The 15494-nt window shown below is 68.5% G+C and carries 15 protein-coding genes; 11 read left to right on the forward strand and 4 right to left on the reverse strand.

Features of this window, described 5'->3' with window-relative positions:
* The first annotated feature begins 27 nt into the window (after positions 1-27).
* Complete coding sequence (locus tag MOQ72_RS36895; RefSeq protein WP_242190536.1) at positions 28-918, forward strand: SDR family oxidoreductase; 891 nt, start codon at positions 28-30, stop codon at positions 916-918.
* Between the two features lie 66 nt (positions 919-984).
* Positions 985-1314 carry a YybH family protein gene (locus tag MOQ72_RS36900; protein ID WP_242190537.1) on the forward strand — a complete coding sequence of 110 codons (330 nt, stop codon included), beginning with the start codon at positions 985-987 and terminating at the stop codon, positions 1312-1314.
* A 37-nt stretch (positions 1315-1351) separates the two neighbouring features.
* Here the strand turns inward: MOQ72_RS36900 and MOQ72_RS36905 are convergent, their stop codons facing one another.
* Complete coding sequence (locus MOQ72_RS36905; protein ID WP_242190539.1) at positions 1352-2314, reverse strand: alpha/beta hydrolase; 963 nt, start codon at positions 2312-2314, stop codon at positions 1352-1354.
* Positions 2315-2475: 161 nt separating this feature from the next.
* Between MOQ72_RS36905 and MOQ72_RS36910 the strand changes: the two genes are divergently transcribed.
* Complete coding sequence (locus tag MOQ72_RS36910) at positions 2476-2934, forward strand: MarR family winged helix-turn-helix transcriptional regulator (protein WP_242190540.1); 459 nt, start codon at positions 2476-2478, stop codon at positions 2932-2934.
* Between the two features lie 250 nt (positions 2935-3184).
* Here the strand turns inward: MOQ72_RS36910 and MOQ72_RS36915 are convergent, their stop codons facing one another.
* From MOQ72_RS36915 to MOQ72_RS36925, 3 genes are all read right to left on the reverse strand, one after another.
* Complete coding sequence (locus MOQ72_RS36915) at positions 3185-3658, reverse strand: nuclear transport factor 2 family protein (RefSeq protein ID WP_242190541.1); 474 nt, start codon at positions 3656-3658, stop codon at positions 3185-3187.
* 183 nt (positions 3659-3841) lie between these two features.
* A complete protein-coding gene (locus tag MOQ72_RS36920; protein WP_242190542.1) occupies positions 3842-4039 on the reverse strand; it encodes a ferredoxin in 198 nt (65 codons plus the stop codon).
* Between the two features lie 30 nt (positions 4040-4069).
* Positions 4070-5287, reverse strand: coding sequence for a cytochrome P450 (locus MOQ72_RS36925; RefSeq protein ID WP_242190544.1), 1218 nt, complete (start codon positions 5285-5287; stop codon positions 4070-4072).
* Positions 5288-5469: 182 nt separating this feature from the next.
* Between MOQ72_RS36925 and MOQ72_RS36930 the strand changes: the two genes are divergently transcribed.
* The 8 genes from MOQ72_RS36930 to MOQ72_RS36965 all read left to right on the forward strand — a co-directional run bounded on the left by MOQ72_RS36930 (position 5470) and on the right by MOQ72_RS36965 (position 15295).
* Positions 5470-6096, forward strand: a complete 627-nt coding sequence (locus tag MOQ72_RS36930; protein ID WP_242190545.1) for a TetR/AcrR family transcriptional regulator — start codon at positions 5470-5472, stop codon at positions 6094-6096.
* Between the two features lie 709 nt (positions 6097-6805).
* Complete coding sequence (locus tag MOQ72_RS36935) at positions 6806-8335, forward strand: ABC transporter substrate-binding protein (protein ID WP_242190547.1); 1530 nt, start codon at positions 6806-6808, stop codon at positions 8333-8335.
* 31 nt (positions 8336-8366) lie between these two features.
* Entirely contained in the window at positions 8367-9320 is a 954-nt protein-coding gene (locus MOQ72_RS36940) for an ABC transporter permease (protein WP_242190549.1), read from the forward strand.
* Entirely contained in the window at positions 9317-10213 is an 897-nt protein-coding gene (locus MOQ72_RS36945) for an ABC transporter permease (protein ID WP_242190550.1), read from the forward strand. Before MOQ72_RS36940 ends, MOQ72_RS36945 begins: the two co-directional genes overlap by 4 nt.
* 2 nt (positions 10214-10215) lie before the next feature.
* Positions 10216-11199: an ABC transporter ATP-binding protein gene (locus MOQ72_RS36950; RefSeq protein ID WP_242190552.1), complete on the forward strand. Its 984-nt coding sequence runs from the start codon at positions 10216-10218 to the stop codon at positions 11197-11199.
* The gene (locus MOQ72_RS36955) at positions 11196-12233 is read left to right on the forward strand and encodes an ABC transporter ATP-binding protein (protein ID WP_242190553.1); all 1038 of its coding nucleotides are present in this window, start codon (positions 11196-11198) and stop codon (positions 12231-12233) included. The genes MOQ72_RS36950 and MOQ72_RS36955 overlap by 4 nt, the downstream gene beginning before the upstream one ends.
* A complete protein-coding gene (locus MOQ72_RS36960; protein WP_242190555.1) occupies positions 12214-13989 on the forward strand; it encodes a gamma-glutamyltransferase family protein in 1776 nt (591 codons plus the stop codon). Before MOQ72_RS36955 ends, MOQ72_RS36960 begins: the two co-directional genes overlap by 20 nt.
* A 7-nt stretch (positions 13990-13996) precedes the next feature.
* Positions 13997-15295, forward strand: a complete 1299-nt coding sequence (locus tag MOQ72_RS36965) for an alpha/beta fold hydrolase (RefSeq protein ID WP_242190557.1) — start codon at positions 13997-13999, stop codon at positions 15293-15295.
* Positions 15296-15494: the final 199 nt, after the last annotated feature.

Below are 15494 nucleotides of genomic sequence, written 5' to 3' on the forward strand. Positions count from 1 at the left end.
TCCGCATCACGAGGAAGAAGGATCGAAATGAGCAACGTCATCGTCATCACCGGCGCCTCCAGCGGCTTTGGCGCCCTCACCGCTCGCGCCCTCGCCGACGCTGGCCACACGGTCTACGCGGGCATGCGCGAGACCGCTGGCCGCAACGCACCCCAGGTGCAGGCCGCAGCCGACTACGCGAAGGAGCACGACGTCGACCTGCGCTCGGTCGAGCTCGACGTGAACTCGCAGGAGTCCGTGGACGCCGCGATCGCGCAGGTCGAGGCGGGGCACGGCCGCATCGACGTCCTCATCCACAACGCCGGTCACATGGTCACGGGTCCCGCCGAGGCATTCAGCCCCGAACAACTCGCCGAGCTCTACAACGTGAACGTGCTGTCCACCCAGCGGGTCAACCGGGCCGCGCTGCCGGGCATGCGCCGCCGCGGGCAGGGCCTGGTCATCTGGGTCTCCAGTTCCAGCGTCAAGGGTGGCACGCCGCCGTACCTCGCCCCGTACTTCGCGGCGAAAGCGGGCATGGACGCCCTCGCGGTCGGCTACGCGGGCGAGCTCGCGCGCTGGGGCGTCGAGACCTCCATCGTCGTCCCCGGCGCGTTCACCTCGGGCACCAACCACTTCGCCCACTCCGGCCGACCCGCCGACACCGCCGTGGAGGCCGAGTACGAGGCGAAGTACGCCGGATTGATGGAGCAGGTCGCCGAGAAGCTCGCCGCCCTCGTCCCCGAGGACGCCGACGCCGCACTGGTCTCCGACGAGATCGCCCGCATCGTCGCCCTGCCACGCGGGCAACGCCCCTACCGCGTCCACATCGACCCGTCGAACGACGGTTCCGAGGAGGTCTCGGAGGTCGCCGACCGCATTCGCCGCCAGTTCCTCACCCGCGTCGACCTCGCCGACCTGCTCGCGGTCCAGCAGTAGCCGTCCGGCGGGGCGGGGAGCAACAGCCGCCCCGCCGGAATTCCCACAGCACTGGAGGATGTAGTCATGACCAGCATCGACACCCCTGCCGCCATCCGGGCCTTCATCGACTCGACCAACCAGGGCGACTCCGACGCCTTCGCCGCCGCGTTCACCCGCGACGCCTACCTCAACGACTGGGGCCGCGAATATCGCGGCCGCGACGCGGTGCGCGACTGGGACCGCACCGACAACATCGGCGTGCAAGCGCACTTCGAGCTCATCGCGATCGAACCCGGCCCCAGCCCCGACAGCTACGTCGCCACCCTCAAGGTGACCGGCAACGGCCACAACGGCACCGGCCCGATGACGTTCCAACTGCGCGACGGCTTGATCGCCAGCCTCCGAATCAGCTGACGGCGACCGCACCGCTCCCACGGGAGCGAACCTCCCTCTAGGCAGTGCCAAGGGCGGTGCGCAGGGTGGCGATTGCTTGGCTGATGGCGGCTTCGGCGGCGTGGGTTTCGCGCAGGGCGTTGAGTATCACGAAGTCGTGGATGATGCCCTGGTAGCGCACTGCCGTAACGGCGACGCCCGCCTGGCGGAGCTTGTTCGCGTACGCCTCGCCCTCGTCGCGCAGCACGTCCGCCTCTCCGGTGATGACCAGCGCCGGAGGCAGGCCGGTGAGCTGCTCGGTGGTGGCGCGCAGCGGCGATGCGGTGATCTCGGCGCGCTGGTTCTCGTCGGTGGTGTACTGGTCCCAGAACCACTGCATGGCGTCGCGGCGCAGGAAGTAGCCCTCGGCGAACTGGTGGTACGAGGGCGTGTCGAAGTTGGCGTCGGTCACCGGGTAGAACAGCACTTGCTGCACCAGGGGCACATCACCGCGCTCCTTGGCCATCAGGGTCAACGCGGCGGTCATGTTGCCGCCGACGGAGTCCCCGGCCACCGCGATGCGGGTGGCGTCCAGGTTCTTCGCGGCGCCGTCGGTGACGACCCAGCGGGCAACCGCGTAGTTCTGCTCGACCGCGACCGGGTAGCGGACCTCGGGCGAGAGGTCGTACTCGGGGAACACGACCGCGGCGCGGGCTCCAACGGCGAGTTCGCGGACGAGGCGGTCGTGGGTGTGGGCGTTGCCGAACACCCAGCCAGCGCCGTGGATGTAGATGATCACGGGCAACGTGCCGTCGGCGTCGGCGGGGCGAACGATGCGGGCCCGCACCGATCCGGTGGGCCCACCCTGCACGGTCACCCGTTCTTCCGCGATGTCCGGCTTGTTGATCTCGCCGGACTGGACCTCGTTGACGGTCTTGCGGCCCTCCACCGGGCCGAGGTCGAACAGGTACGGCGGCTTGGCGGTGGCCTTGGCGAAGGCAGCGGCAGCTGGCTCCAGCACCGGGCTGGTGGTCTCGGACATGGACTCCTCCTCGGTGGTTCGCCCGGCCATTCCGTCGGGCACGACCAGAACAATACTGCGCGACTTAGTCGTGCACAACTTAATTGGACACAATGTGATCGCGAGCACTTGGATCGGGTAGGATGGCGTTACGCCGACCAACCGACTTGAGGACCGAAGCCATGGACCAGGCCGCGCACCAAACCGCAGAAAAGGGTTCGCTCCTACTTGAGGACCAGCTGTGCTTCGCGTTGTACGCCGCCTCGCGGTCGGTCACGGCCCGCTACCGACCGCTGCTGGACGAGTTGGGCCTGACCTACCCGCAGTACTTGGTCATGCTGGTGTTGTGGGAGCAGGGCACGGCCTCGGTGCGAGAGCTGGGCACGGTGCTCCAACTGGAATCCAGCACGCTGTCCCCGCTGCTCAAACGCCTCGAAGCCAACGGCCTGATCCACCGTGAACGGCGCGCCGATGACGAACGCTCCGTCGCCATCCGTCTGACCCAGGCGGGTGCGGATCTTCGGGAGAAGGCCCGCGCGGTCCCCATCGCCATCGGCGAGGCGATGGGCCTGAGCCCGGAACAGCACGCCGCAGCCAAACAACTGCTCCGCTTGCTCACCGCGAACCTCACCCGCAGCTGACCAACGCTCGTCCCCGGATCCTGGGACCAAGAACTCGCGCGGATTGGGCGTGCCGAGGGGGTCGTCAGGCAAGCGGCGTCAGCCGCTTCCTCCCACTCTCGCAGCTGGCACCGCCGCGGGTTCTCAGAGGTTTTCTCGCGAGGACAGCCCCGACGTGGTGTATCGGCATGCATGATGTCGGGGATCCCGGAGACGAGAAAGCCTCTGAGGTTCCGCCACCCGCACCGCCACGCAAGACGAGCCGCACACTCTAAGGGGCTGGTCTGGTCTGGCGGAGGTGGTCGCTCAGGTCGCCGACCAGTCTGATGTCCACACGTCGTTCCGCGAAGCGCCAAGCCGCGTCATGGCGCTCGAACCGGTCGCGATACCGGCCAGCGGCAATGATTTTCGGCGACTGGCCGGGAAGCGCCTGCAGGACGGTGACGTAGGAACGCGCGAAAGCGGTATCCGGAGCCCGCTCGTCTCGTTCAACGATGATGTTGGTGGTGACGTGCTGAGTCCGGGGTGTGCCGTCGGAGTAGACGATCAAGGTGTCGCGGAACCACTTCTCGATCGCTTCGCGGCCGACCAGCGGCGCGCCGCTGCCCCGGTAGGTGGCATCGGCGAGGAGGCTCCCGACCCCGGCGAAATCTCCGTCGTCGACGAGTTCGGCGTATCGCGCGATCAGGTTCTCGATCGCTCGACTCGACGCCGCATCGATGGGAACGTGGGCGGACGTGGACATGATCTGCCTCCGAATGGGCTCTTGGACGCTGCTCAGCGGACAAGCCGACACCGGGTGCTGGGCGCCCCCTGACAACCGGTCTTCGATCGATTTTCCTTTCCGCAGGCTGACGTTGACGCTTGGCGGGTCGAAAGGACGCCGACCCGCCAAGTTCGGGAACGACCGATCTCCACGGCTCGGTGTTCAGCTCTCGTCGACCGCTACCGCCCGCGCCGGACAGATCCGGACCGCCTGTCGCACCTCGTCGCGCACTTCGGCGCCGGGACGCTCCGTCAGCAGCGTGACGATCCCGTCGTCCTCGTGCTGGTCGAAGACTTCGGGCGCCACCAGCACGCACTGACCCGACGCCACGCAAGCGTCCTGATCCACCGTGACCTTCACGTCATCTCCTCCTTCTGCGATTGCCGACGGCTACCAGGTGACGGGCAGTTCGTGGACGCCGTAGACCAGCATGTCCGTCTTGAACGGCAACTCCTCGACAGGCGCGGCGAGCCGGAGGGTGGGGATGCGGCGCAGCAGCGCCGGGTAGGCGACCTGGAGCTCGACCCGTGCCAGCGGCTGGCCGAGGCACTGGTGCACGCCGTATCCGAAGGTGATGTGGTGGCGTGCGGGTCGGTGGATGTCCAGGGCGTCCGGGTCGTCGAACGCGGCCCGGTCCCGGTTGGCGACGTCGGTGGCGGCGATGATGCCCTCACCCTTGCGGATCAGCTGCCCACCGATCTCGATGTCCTCCAGCGCGGTGCGACGACGTCCGAAGTGGACGATCGTCAGGTACCGCAGCAGTTCCTCCACGGCGCCAGCCACGAGCTTCGGATCCTCGGTGTCGCGCAGTTCGGCGAGCTGGTCCGGGTTTTGCAGCAGTGCGACGGTGCCCAGCGCGATCATGTTCGCCGTCGTCTCGTGCCCGGCGACCAGGAGCAGTTGGCCCAGCGACGCGATCTCTCGGCGCGTCATGGCACCGGTGCGCAGCTGGGTGACCACCAAGCGGCTGAGGATGTCATCGCCCGGATCCGCGTTCTTCTGCTCGATCACCTTCTCCAGGAAGGCCAGGAGCTCTTCGGTGGCCGCGATCCCTTCCTCCGCCGTGGCGTCCCGGCTGACCAAGACCTTGCTGAGGCGGTGGAAGGTGTTCCGCTGCTCGTACGGCACGCCCAGCAACGTGCAGATCACCAGCGACGGCACCGGCAGGGCGAATGCCTGCACGAGGTCCACCGGCTTCGGGCCCGCCAGCATCTCGTCGAGCAGTTCGTCGACGATCTGCTGGATCCGCGGGCGCAGCGACTCCATCTTCTTGACCATGAAATCGGCGGTCAACAAGCGGCGCTGGGCCGCGTGCTCGGGATCATCCATCGCCACGAAGTTCCGGCTGCGCCTGCGGCGCTCCTGGAAGGCGACGGTCACCGGGGGATAGCCGGGAGCGTCGCTCTCCGCGCTCACGCGCGGGTCGGCCAGCACGGCGCGCACGTCCGCGTAGCGGGTGACGAGCCACGGCGTGCTGCCGTCCCAGATGCGCACCCGCGTCACCGGCGCCTCCCGCTGGATGCGGGCCAAGTCGGGTGGGGGATCGAAGGGACACCCGGCGGCCCGCCGCATCGGGTACGGCGCTGGCACCTGCAAGGTCTCGCCCATCACGCAACACCTCTCTCGCGCAGCACAAAGTTAGCTAACATATGTTTATTAAGTTGCCAAACGCATGTTAACCAACTTCTTCCGGGGAGACCAGAGGTAGGCCCACCGCACCATGCGGAAGGACCACGTCCGGCCACCGCGCCGAAACCGGTCGCCGCGAACGTCTGAGTGAGAATGGGAAAATGGCGGAGGAACGGGGCACGACGACGCAGCGGGTGCGCAACCGCTGGGGCGAGGGCGACCGGCTGCGCGGCGAAATCCTGGAAGGCGCCAGTCGACTGCTCTCCGAACTGGGCGCCTCGGACGCCCTGACGATCCGGGGCGTGGCGCGGGCCGTCGGCATCACCGCGCCGAGCATCTACCGCCACTTCGCGGACCGGGACGCGCTGGTGCAGGGGCTGCTGGAGCACGAGTTCGGGCGGCTGCGCGAGATGATGCGGGCCGCTGACGAAAACACCGATCCGCAGGACGTGGTGGGCCGGGTGCGTGCGCAGTTGCGCGCGTACTTCGATTTCGCGATAGCGAATCCGGGCCACTACCGGTTGATGCTGGGATCAGGACCGCACCGGTCGAAACCAGGCGAGCACACCGGACCGATAGCCGAAGTGGTCGATTCGCTCACCACGGCCTTCGCCCGCTGCGAGCAAGCGGGCTACCGCTTCCGCCTGGACAGCGCGTACCGGGCCGCGAGCGTGGTCTTCGTGAGCATCCACGGCCGGGTAGCACTCCTGCACAGCAACTACAGCGAGGACCACGCACGGGGGTTCGGCGCGTTCATCGACGAGCTGATCTCCCTGGTCCTGGCCTGAACAACGACAACCCACCGCGGAGTTGTCGCGGCGAGATCGCCGTCCGCATTGCCGGGTTGATGAGAAGTCTTTAATCCCATCCTCACGCAGCGTCCACATTCGTCACTGAGAGTGTTTCTCGGTGTTGGAGTCGGCTCGCCGTGGCGAGCCCGTGGTTCCGGGAGGGTGTCGTGCCCCGTTGTGCGCGAATGTTGGCGTGGCTGTGGACGCTCGGGGGTGTTGCGTCGATGTTGCTCATCTGGTCGCACTCCCACCCCCACGCGGTTTGGTCACTGTGGACACTCAGCGACCTGGTCGCGATCGGACTCCTGGTGGCCGGACTGCGGTTCGCGAACCGCCGGATCAGCTCCGTGCCTCCGGCGGCTCGCATGGCGGCGATCCTGCCGGAGCCCGAAATAAGCGGTAACGCACCAGAACGGATCGTCTACCACAACGAGGCTTCCGTTCCCCGCTCGACATCAACGCAGCACGGACAACCCACAACGTGCCGACCCGAAGCTCCCTTGAACTGGCTCGAACCGGCGAGCTCATCGCCGCGGACAACAGTCGTCTGATCGACGCGGCCGCCGCTGAAGAACGGGAGACCTCCGGGTAACGGTGTGGTTACGCCGGTTCGCGGCCGTTGACTCGGCTTCATCCGCGTGCCTGTAATATGTCACATGTTATTGCAGCTCCAGCTGGTGGTCAGGTGCCCGTGCGGATAGGACCGATGGCGGCCGCGTTCGCCGCGTCGGTCCTGCTACTCACTTCCTGCGCGACACCGGGCGCGGGCGATGTCGGCGGGCCCGCGCAGAACATCCTCGTGGTCACGACGCCCACCGAACCGGACAGCCTGGACCCGACGAATGCGAACAACTTCGCCGCGAGGCTGGTCTTCACCAGCTTCTGCGAGAAGCTCTACGACGTCGACGACCGGCTGAACATCGTGCCGCAGCTGGCGGCAGCCCTGCCCACGTTCGCTGCGGACGGGAAGTCACTGGACATCCCGGTACGCCCCGGAGTCACCTTCAACGACGGCACCCCGCTGGACGCGGCCGCTGTCAAGGAGACCCTGGACCGGCACCGCACGTTGAAGACCTCCGCCCGGAAGAACGAACTCTCCGCCATCGCCGACGTCTCGGTCCGCGATCCGCTGACCGTCCACATCGAACTGAAGCGGCCGTCCGCGCCGCTGGTGGCACAGCTCGCCGACCGTGCGGGCCTGATCATGTCGCCGACCGCGCTGCAAAAGCTCGGGGACGATTTCAGCACCGCCCCGATCTGCGTCGGGCCCTTCACCTACAGCGGCCGACTGTCCGGCAGCGAAATCCAGTTCACCAAGTCGGATTATTACTACGACGCGGACAAGGTGAAGCTGCGCGGCATCGTCTACCGGTTCATCAACAACTCCGGCGTGGCCACCGCGAACCTGCAGGCTGGCAGCACGCAGGTGGCCGAGCACCTGGATCCCAGCGACGCGCTCAAGCTGCAGGCGGAACCGGACGCGCAGAATCGCGTGCTGCGCTCCGACACGGTGGCCTACCAGTCCATCCACATCAACGTGCGCCCCCAGGTCGGTACTCCGTTGAGCAAGTCCGTCGATCTGCGGCGGGCGTTCGAGATGAGCATCGACCGCAATGCGCTCAACAAGGCCGTGTGGAACGACCAGAACGTGGTGGACTGCCAGCCGTTGCCCGTGCAGAGCGCGCTGCACAGCGACGTCAACTGCACGCCGTACGACCCGGAGGGCGCGCGTCGCATCATCGCCGCTTCCGGGCTGCCCACCCCGATACCGGTCGAGCTCATGGTGCTCACCGGTTCCGCCCCCCAGCGCGAGGCGCAGGTCATCCAGGCGATGGCCAACGACGTCGGGTTCGACGTGTCGGTGAAGCCGCTGGACCAGGTTTCGGCGCTGAAACTGGCCCGCAGCGGGGACTTCGACGTCTACCTGCAGGGCTGGTCCGGGCGGGTGGATCCGGACGGCAACACCAACGACCTGGTGACCACCGGCGGCTCGAACAACTTCAACGGGTTGAGCAGCCCGGAGCTCGACTCGCTGGTGCAGCAGGCGGGCAGCACGAGCGTCCCGGACCAGCGACGTGCGCTGTACGCGCAGATCATCAGGCAGGTCGCGGACACCCACGCGCTGCTCTACCTCTACCACAACCGCTGGTTCGTCGGAGCGAACAAGAACGTCCAGGGCATCGAGTACTACCCGGACGGGATTCCCCGCTTCAAGACCGCCTACTTCACCCACTGACCGGAAAACCCAGAGAGAGTAGGGATTCCTGATGATCCGGTTCCTGCTCCGCCGCATCGGAATCGCGTTGATCACGCTTTTCCTCGGCAGCATCGCGGTATTCCTCGGCGTCCGCGCGCTGCCCGGCGATCCGGCCGACGTGCTGGCCGGGGAAAGCCCCTCACCGGAGGCCCTCGCGGCGATCCGGCAGCAATTCGGCTTGGACCAGCCGCTTCCGGTGCAGTACTTCTCCTACATCGGCCAGGCGCTGCGCGGCAACCTGGGAATGTCCACTCTGGACAAGATGCCGGTCACCGACGTCCTGCTGGAGCGGCTGCCCGTGACGCTGGAGCTCACCGCGCTGTCGATCCTGGTCGGGCTGGTGATCGGCGTGCTGGCCGGGGTCGTGTCCGCGGTTTGGCGCGGCTCGGTGTTCGACTACCTCGCCAACGGGTTCGGCCTGTTCGGGCTGTCCGTGCCGCACTTCTGGCTCGGCCTGCTGGGCATCGTCGTGTTCTCCATCCAGCTCCGGCTGCTCCCGGCGTCCGGGTTCGTCGGGTTCGCCGACGATCCGCTGGAGAACCTCAGCCGGATGGTGATGCCGGTGCTGGTGCTCGGCACCGGTTTCGCGGCGGTGATCATGCGGCAGAGCCGTTCCGCCCTGCTCAGCCAGCTGTCCGCGGACTACGTGCGGACCGCGCGCTCGAAAGGGGTTCCCCGGTGGCGGGAAGTCAGCCACGCGCTGCGCAACAGCCTCACCACGGTGACCACGGTGGTCGGCCTGCAACTCGCCGGGCTGATCAGCGGGGCGGTCATCGTCGAGCAGATCTTCGTCATACCGGGCTTCGGAAAGCTCATCGTGGATGGTGTTTCGTCCCGGAACTACCCGGTGGTCCAGGGTGCCGTGCTGGTCACCGTCGTCGGCTACGTGCTGGTGAACCTGCTCGTCGACATCGCCTACGCCTACCTCAACCCACGTGTGCGACTGTCCGGAGGAACCACTTGAACACCCCAGCGCCCCCAGAGGTGATCGGGCGCGCCGCGCCCGCACCCGCAGCCCCCGCCGGAGCGGCGCGATGGCGCCGGGTCGCGCGGCGTTTCCTACGTCGGAAGATGGCCGTGGCGGGCGCCGTGCTCGTGCTGGCGTTCCTGCTGCTGGCACTGGTCGGTCCGCTGGTCACCGCCGATCCGGCCCGGTTGGGGCTGGACCACATCCTGCAGGGACCGTCGGCGGCGCACCTGCTGGGCACCGACGACCTCGGCCGGGACGTCCTCGCCCGGATCTGCAACGGCGCCCAGGTCTCGCTGCTGGCAGGTGTCTTCTCCACCGCGCTGGCGATGCTGGTCGGCATCCCGATCGGGCTGCTCGCCGGTTTCTACCGGGGCTGGACCGACTCCGTCCTGATGCGGGTGAACGACGTGGTGCTGTCGTTCCCGTTCCTGATCTTCGCCGTGGTGATGGCCGCGATCCTCGGCCCGTCGCTGCCGAACGTGATCGTCGCGCTGGCCGTGGCGGAAGTCCCGTCGGTGGTGCGGATCGTGCGCGGCGAGACGATCGCGTTGCGCGAGCAGGAATTCGTCGAGGCCGCGGTGGCGGACGGCGCTGGCGACGTCGCGATCATGGCCAGGACCGTGCTGCCCAACATGACGAACACGCTGATCGTGAAGGCCACCGTCGCCATCCCCGCCGGGATCATCGGCGAGGCGGCGCTGAGCTTCCTCGGCCTCGGCGTGCAGCCGCCCACCGCGTCCTGGGGCGTCATGCTCACCAGCGCCCAGCAGTTCCTCACCCAGGACCCGCTGCTCGCGCTGTTCCCCGGCATCGCCATCGCCCTCACCACGCTCGGGTTCAACCTGCTCGGCGACGGCCTCCGCGACGTACTGGATCCGAGGGGTTGATGATGAGCCTGCTGGAAGTGTCCAACCTGCGGGTCGAGTTCCGCACCGAGGACGGCCCGGTCATCGCCGCCAAGGACGTCTCGTTCACGTTGGCGGAAGGCGAAATCCTCGCCCTGGTCGGCGAGTCCGGCTGCGGGAAGTCGGTGACCGCCATGTCGATCCCGCGCCTGCTGGACCGCGACAGCACCACCCTCTCCGGGTCCGTCGTGCTGGACGGGGTCGAGCTGACGGGCCTGCCCGAGAAGAAGATGCGGGACATCCGCGGCGCGGAGATCTCGGTCGTCTTCCAGGAGCCGATGAGCTCGCTGAACCCGGCCTACCCGGTCGGCCGCCAGATCGCCGAAGTGCTCCGGCGGCACGAGCGGATATCCGGTGCGCAGCTGCGCCAACGCGTCGTGGAACTGCTGGAGCTGGTCGGCATCCCGGACGCGGCGCAGCGGGTCCGGGCGTATCCGCACGAGCTCTCCGGTGGCATGCGGCAGCGGGTGATGATCGCCATCGCGGTGGCGTGCAACCCGAAGGTGCTCATCGCGGACGAGCCGACCACCGCCCTGGACGTCACGATCCAGGCGGGAATCCTCGACGTCATCCGCAACCTGCGCGACGCCCTGGGCACCGCCGTCATCCTGATCACCCACGATCTGGGTGTGGTCGCGGACATCGCGGACCGGGTGGTGGTGATGTACGCCGGACGCCCCGTGGAGCAGTCGCCGACTCGGGAGATCTTCGACCAGCCCCAGCACCCGTACACCCTCGGGCTGCTCGGCGCGCTGCCGGGCCGAGCGGTGTTGCGCGGCGGACGGCGTCGACTCACCGAGATTCCAGGTCTGGTGCCACCGCCCACCTCCGACCCGGACGAGTGCCAGTTCGCCGCGCGGTGCGGCCGGGCCAGCGACGTCTGCACGGCGTCCCGCCCGATCGCCGAGGAGGTCCGCGGCGGCCACTTGGTCGCCTGCCACCACCCTGGACCGGGAGGAACACCATGAGCGACGACGCCGTCCTGGAGGTCGAGGGACTCGTCAAGCACTACCGCGCGAACTCGCGGTTGCCGCGCAGGAACGGGCCGGTGCGCGCGGTGGACGGCGTCGACCTGCGCATCGCGGCGGGTGAAGTGCTGGGTTTGGTCGGCGAATCCGGTAGCGGCAAGTCGACCGTCGGCCGATGCGTCGCCCGGCTGATCAACCCGACGGCCGGTACCGTTCGGCTGCTCGGCAAGGACATCTCCACGCTCGGTCGACGCGAACTCCGGCCGCTGCGCCGCGACGTGCACGTGGTCTTCCAGGACGCGTACTCCTCGTTGAACCCGCGGCTGAGCATCGGCGCCATCGTGGCCGAACCGCTGCGCCAGCACGGCGACGGCGACCGCGCCGGGCGCCGCCGTCGGGCGGGCGAAATGCTCGAACGCGTCGGACTGGGCGCGCACCTGGTGTCGAGGTACCCGCACGAGCTCTCCGGCGGCCAGCGCCAGCGGGTCGCCCTGGCGCGGGCGCTGGTCACCGGTCCGCGGCTGGTCATCGCCGATGAACCGGTGTCCGCTTTGGACGTCTCGGTGCAGGCGTCGATCCTGAACCTGTTGCTGGACCTGCGCCAGGACATGGGGTTCTCCTGCCTGTTCATCACGCACGACCTGTCCGTCGTGGAGTTCATCAGCGACCGCATCGCGGTCATGTACCTCGGCAGGATCGTCGAGACGGCATCTCGGCAGGAACTCTTCCGCAACCCGCAGCACCCGTACACGCAGGCCCTGCTGTCGGCCGCACCGGTGCCCGACCCGACGAACGCTCGTGCCGCGCAGCGGGTGGTGCTCAGCGGTGATCTGCCCAGCCAGAGCGCGCGGGCGCGGGGATGCTCGTTCCACCCCCGGTGCCCGGTGGCCGAGGACCGCTGCCGCACCGAGACCCCAGCACTCACCGCGGTCACCGCCGAAGATCACCTCGTGTCCTGTCACCTCGTCACCGCCGACCACGGCGGACCGGATATTTCCGGTGGAAGGAGCGGTCTTGTTCACCACGCGCCCTGAACTCGTCGGCGACTTCGGCATGGTCGCCAGCACGCACTGGCTCGCGTCCGCGACCGGGATGAGCGTCCTGGAACGCGGCGGCAACGCCGCGGACGCCGCCGTCGCTGCCGGGTTCGTGCTGCAGGTGGTCGAACCCCACCTCAACGGGCCAGGTGGCGAGGTTCCGATCCTGCTGTGGTCCCCGGCGGACGAGCAGGTGCGGGTGGTCTGCGGTCAGGGCGTTGCCCCGGCGGCGGCCAGCGGCGCGCGGCTGGCCGAGCTCGGCCTCGACCTGGTGCCCGGAACGGGCCTGCTGCCAACGGTGGTGCCCGGCGCGTTCGGAGCCTGGCTGCTGCTCCTGCGGCGCTGGGGCACCTGGACGGTTCGAGGCGTCCTGGAACCGGCGATCCACTACGCGGAGCACGGCCACCCGCTGCTCGGGCGGGTGGCCGAGGCGATCGGCACCGTCGCGGAGATGTTCAGCGCCGAGTGGCCGACTTCAGCGCAGACCTGGCTGCCCGACGGCGCGGTCCCGACGGCCGGTAGCCGTTTCCGCAACCCCGCCCTGGCGAGCACCTACCGGCGGCTCGTCGAAGAGGCGGAAGCCGCGGGCGCGGGACGGGAGGCGCAGCTCGAGGCCGCGACCAACGCCTGGTACCGGGGTTTCGTGGCGGAAGCGATCGGCTCCTACTGCGCGTCGGCGGAGGTGATGGACACCTCGGGCCGCCGCCACGGCGGGTTGCTGACGGCCGACGACCTCGCCGGTTGGCAACCCGGTGTGGAGGAGCCGACCACGTTCGACTACCACGGCCACACGATTTGCAAAACCGGTCCGTGGGGGCAGGGACCGGTGTTCCTGCAGCAGTTGGCCCTGCTCGCGGGCTACGACCTGGACGAGATGGGTCCAGGATCGGCGGACTGGGTGCATACCGTCATCGAGGCGGGCAAGCTCGCGTTCGCGGATCGCGAGGCGTGGTACGGCGATCCGAACTTCACCGAGGTGCCGGTCGCCGAACTGCTCAGCTCGCAGTACAACCACGAACGCCGCCAACTGATCGGCGAGTCCGCATCGCTGGAACTGCGGCCCGGCAGTCCGGCGGGACGCGCTCCGGTTCTGCCGCCCTACCCCGACATCCCGGTCACCGGTGCGGCGTCGGGCGCCGGGGAGCCCACCGTGGCGGCGACCGGCGAGACCCGAGGCGACACCTGCCACCTCGACGTCGCGGACAGCAGCGGGATGATGATCTCCGCGACCCCCAGCGGCGGCTGGTTCCAAGCTTCGCCCACCATCCCCGGACTCGGCTTCTGCCTGAGCACCCGCGGCCAGATGTTCTGGGTGCCCGAGGGCCTGCCGAACTCGCTGCGGCCCGGCGCCCGCCCACGCACCACGCTGACCCCGTCGCTGGCGCTGCGCGACGGGCGGCCGTGGCTCGCTTTCGGCACGCCAGGCGGGGATTTCCAGGACCAGTGGTCGCTGCACGTCTTCCTCAACGTCGTCCACGGCCGGATGAACCTGCAAGAGGCGATCGACGCCCCGGAGTTCCACTCCACGCACATGCCGAGCTCGTTCTACCCGCGCGACGCCCACCCCGGCGAACTCCTGCTGGAGAACAGGTTCGACCCCGCGGTCGTCGACGAGCTGCGCAAGCGCGGCCACGTGGTGCGGGTCGAGGGCGACTGGGCCCTGGGCCGGGTCAGCGCGGTCGCCCGCGAGGACGGCTGGCTCAAGGCAGCCGCGAATCCGCGCGGCAGCCAGGGATACGCGGTCGGGCGGTGAAAATCGCATGATCGTCGCCGAGTACACCGTCCCCGGAATCCACGTCCGGGACCACCGGACATCCGTCCCGCTGAACTGGTTCGACGACCGCGACCAGGCCACGATCACGGTGTTCGCCCGAGAGCTGGTCGACCCGGTGCGCCGCCACGAGGACCTTCCGTGCCTGCTCTACCTGCAGGGCGGGCCGGGCGGGAAGTCGCCGCGGCCGGTGACGCGGCGCAGTTGGATCGACCACGCGTTGCAAACGTTCCGCGTGGTGCTGCTGGACCAGCGCGGCACCGGCCGCAGTTCACCGGTGGACGGCGAGCTGATCGGTTCCCTCGACCCATCGGCGGCGGCCGATTACCTGAGCTGCTTCCGCGCGGATTCCATCGTGGCCGACGCCGAACACCTGCGGAACGAGGTCTTCGGCGGGCACCGGTGGAGCACCCTCGGCCAGAGCTACGGGGGTTTCCTCACCCTGACCTACCTGTCCCGCGCCCCGGAAGCGCTCCGCGCCTGCTACGTGACCGGCGGCCTGGCCAGCGTCCACCCGGCCGCCGCCGAGGTCTACCGGCGCACCTATCCCCGGACGGCGGCGAAGAACCGCGAGTACTACCAGCGCTACCCGGCGGACGTCGAGCGGGTGGCGCGGGTCGCCGACCTGCTGACCGGTTCCGAGGTGCTGCTGCCGGACGGCGACGTGCTCACCGTCCGGCGGCTGCAATCGCTGGGGCTGGACTTCGGCATGAAACCCGGCTTCGAACGGATGCACTGGCTGTTCGACGAAGCGTTCACCGACGACGAGATGCGGCGGCTGTCGCCGACGTTCCTCGGCCAGATCTGGAATCGGACGTCCTATTTGGACAATCCGCTGTTCGCGGTAATGCAGGAGAGCATCTACGGCACCGAGAACAGCGTACCGACTGCCTGGGCGGCGCAGCGGGAACGGGCCAACCACCCCGAGTTCCGGGAGGACGCCAGGCCGTTGCTGTTCACCGGCGAAATGATGTACCCGTGGATGTTCGAGGAGATCCGCGCGCTCAAACCGTTCCGGGCGGCGGTCGACGTCCTCGCGGCACGCGAAACCTGGACTCCGCTGTACGACCTGGAACGCCTAGCGGCCAACGAAGTACCGGTAGCGGCGGCGGTGTACTTCGACGACATGTACGTGGATTCCGGCCTGCAGCTGCAGACCGCTGGCGCGGTAGGAAACCTGCGCACCTGGGTGACCAACGAATACGAGCACGACGGCCTGGACAGCGACCACGTGCTCCCCCACCTGATGCGCCTGATCGACGACTTCGGAGCAACCCGACCCCGCTGAAACGCACCTGTGCCCCGCCAAGTCCGCAGCCGGTCCTGTAATCAAGCACGCGTTAGCGGACGCCCGGACCCGATCAGCTACCGACGACATCAACGCAGGTCGATGAGAAAACCTGCGACCGGACATTACCTGGGCGGGCCCAGTTCTTCGAGCGCCTCGGCAGCGACGGCGTGCGCGGCTTCCTCCAGCTCCTCCCGCG

The sequence above is a fragment of the Saccharopolyspora soli genome (assembly GCF_022678645.1).
In the GTDB taxonomy this organism is placed as follows: domain Bacteria; phylum Actinomycetota; class Actinomycetes; order Mycobacteriales; family Pseudonocardiaceae; genus Saccharopolyspora; species Saccharopolyspora soli.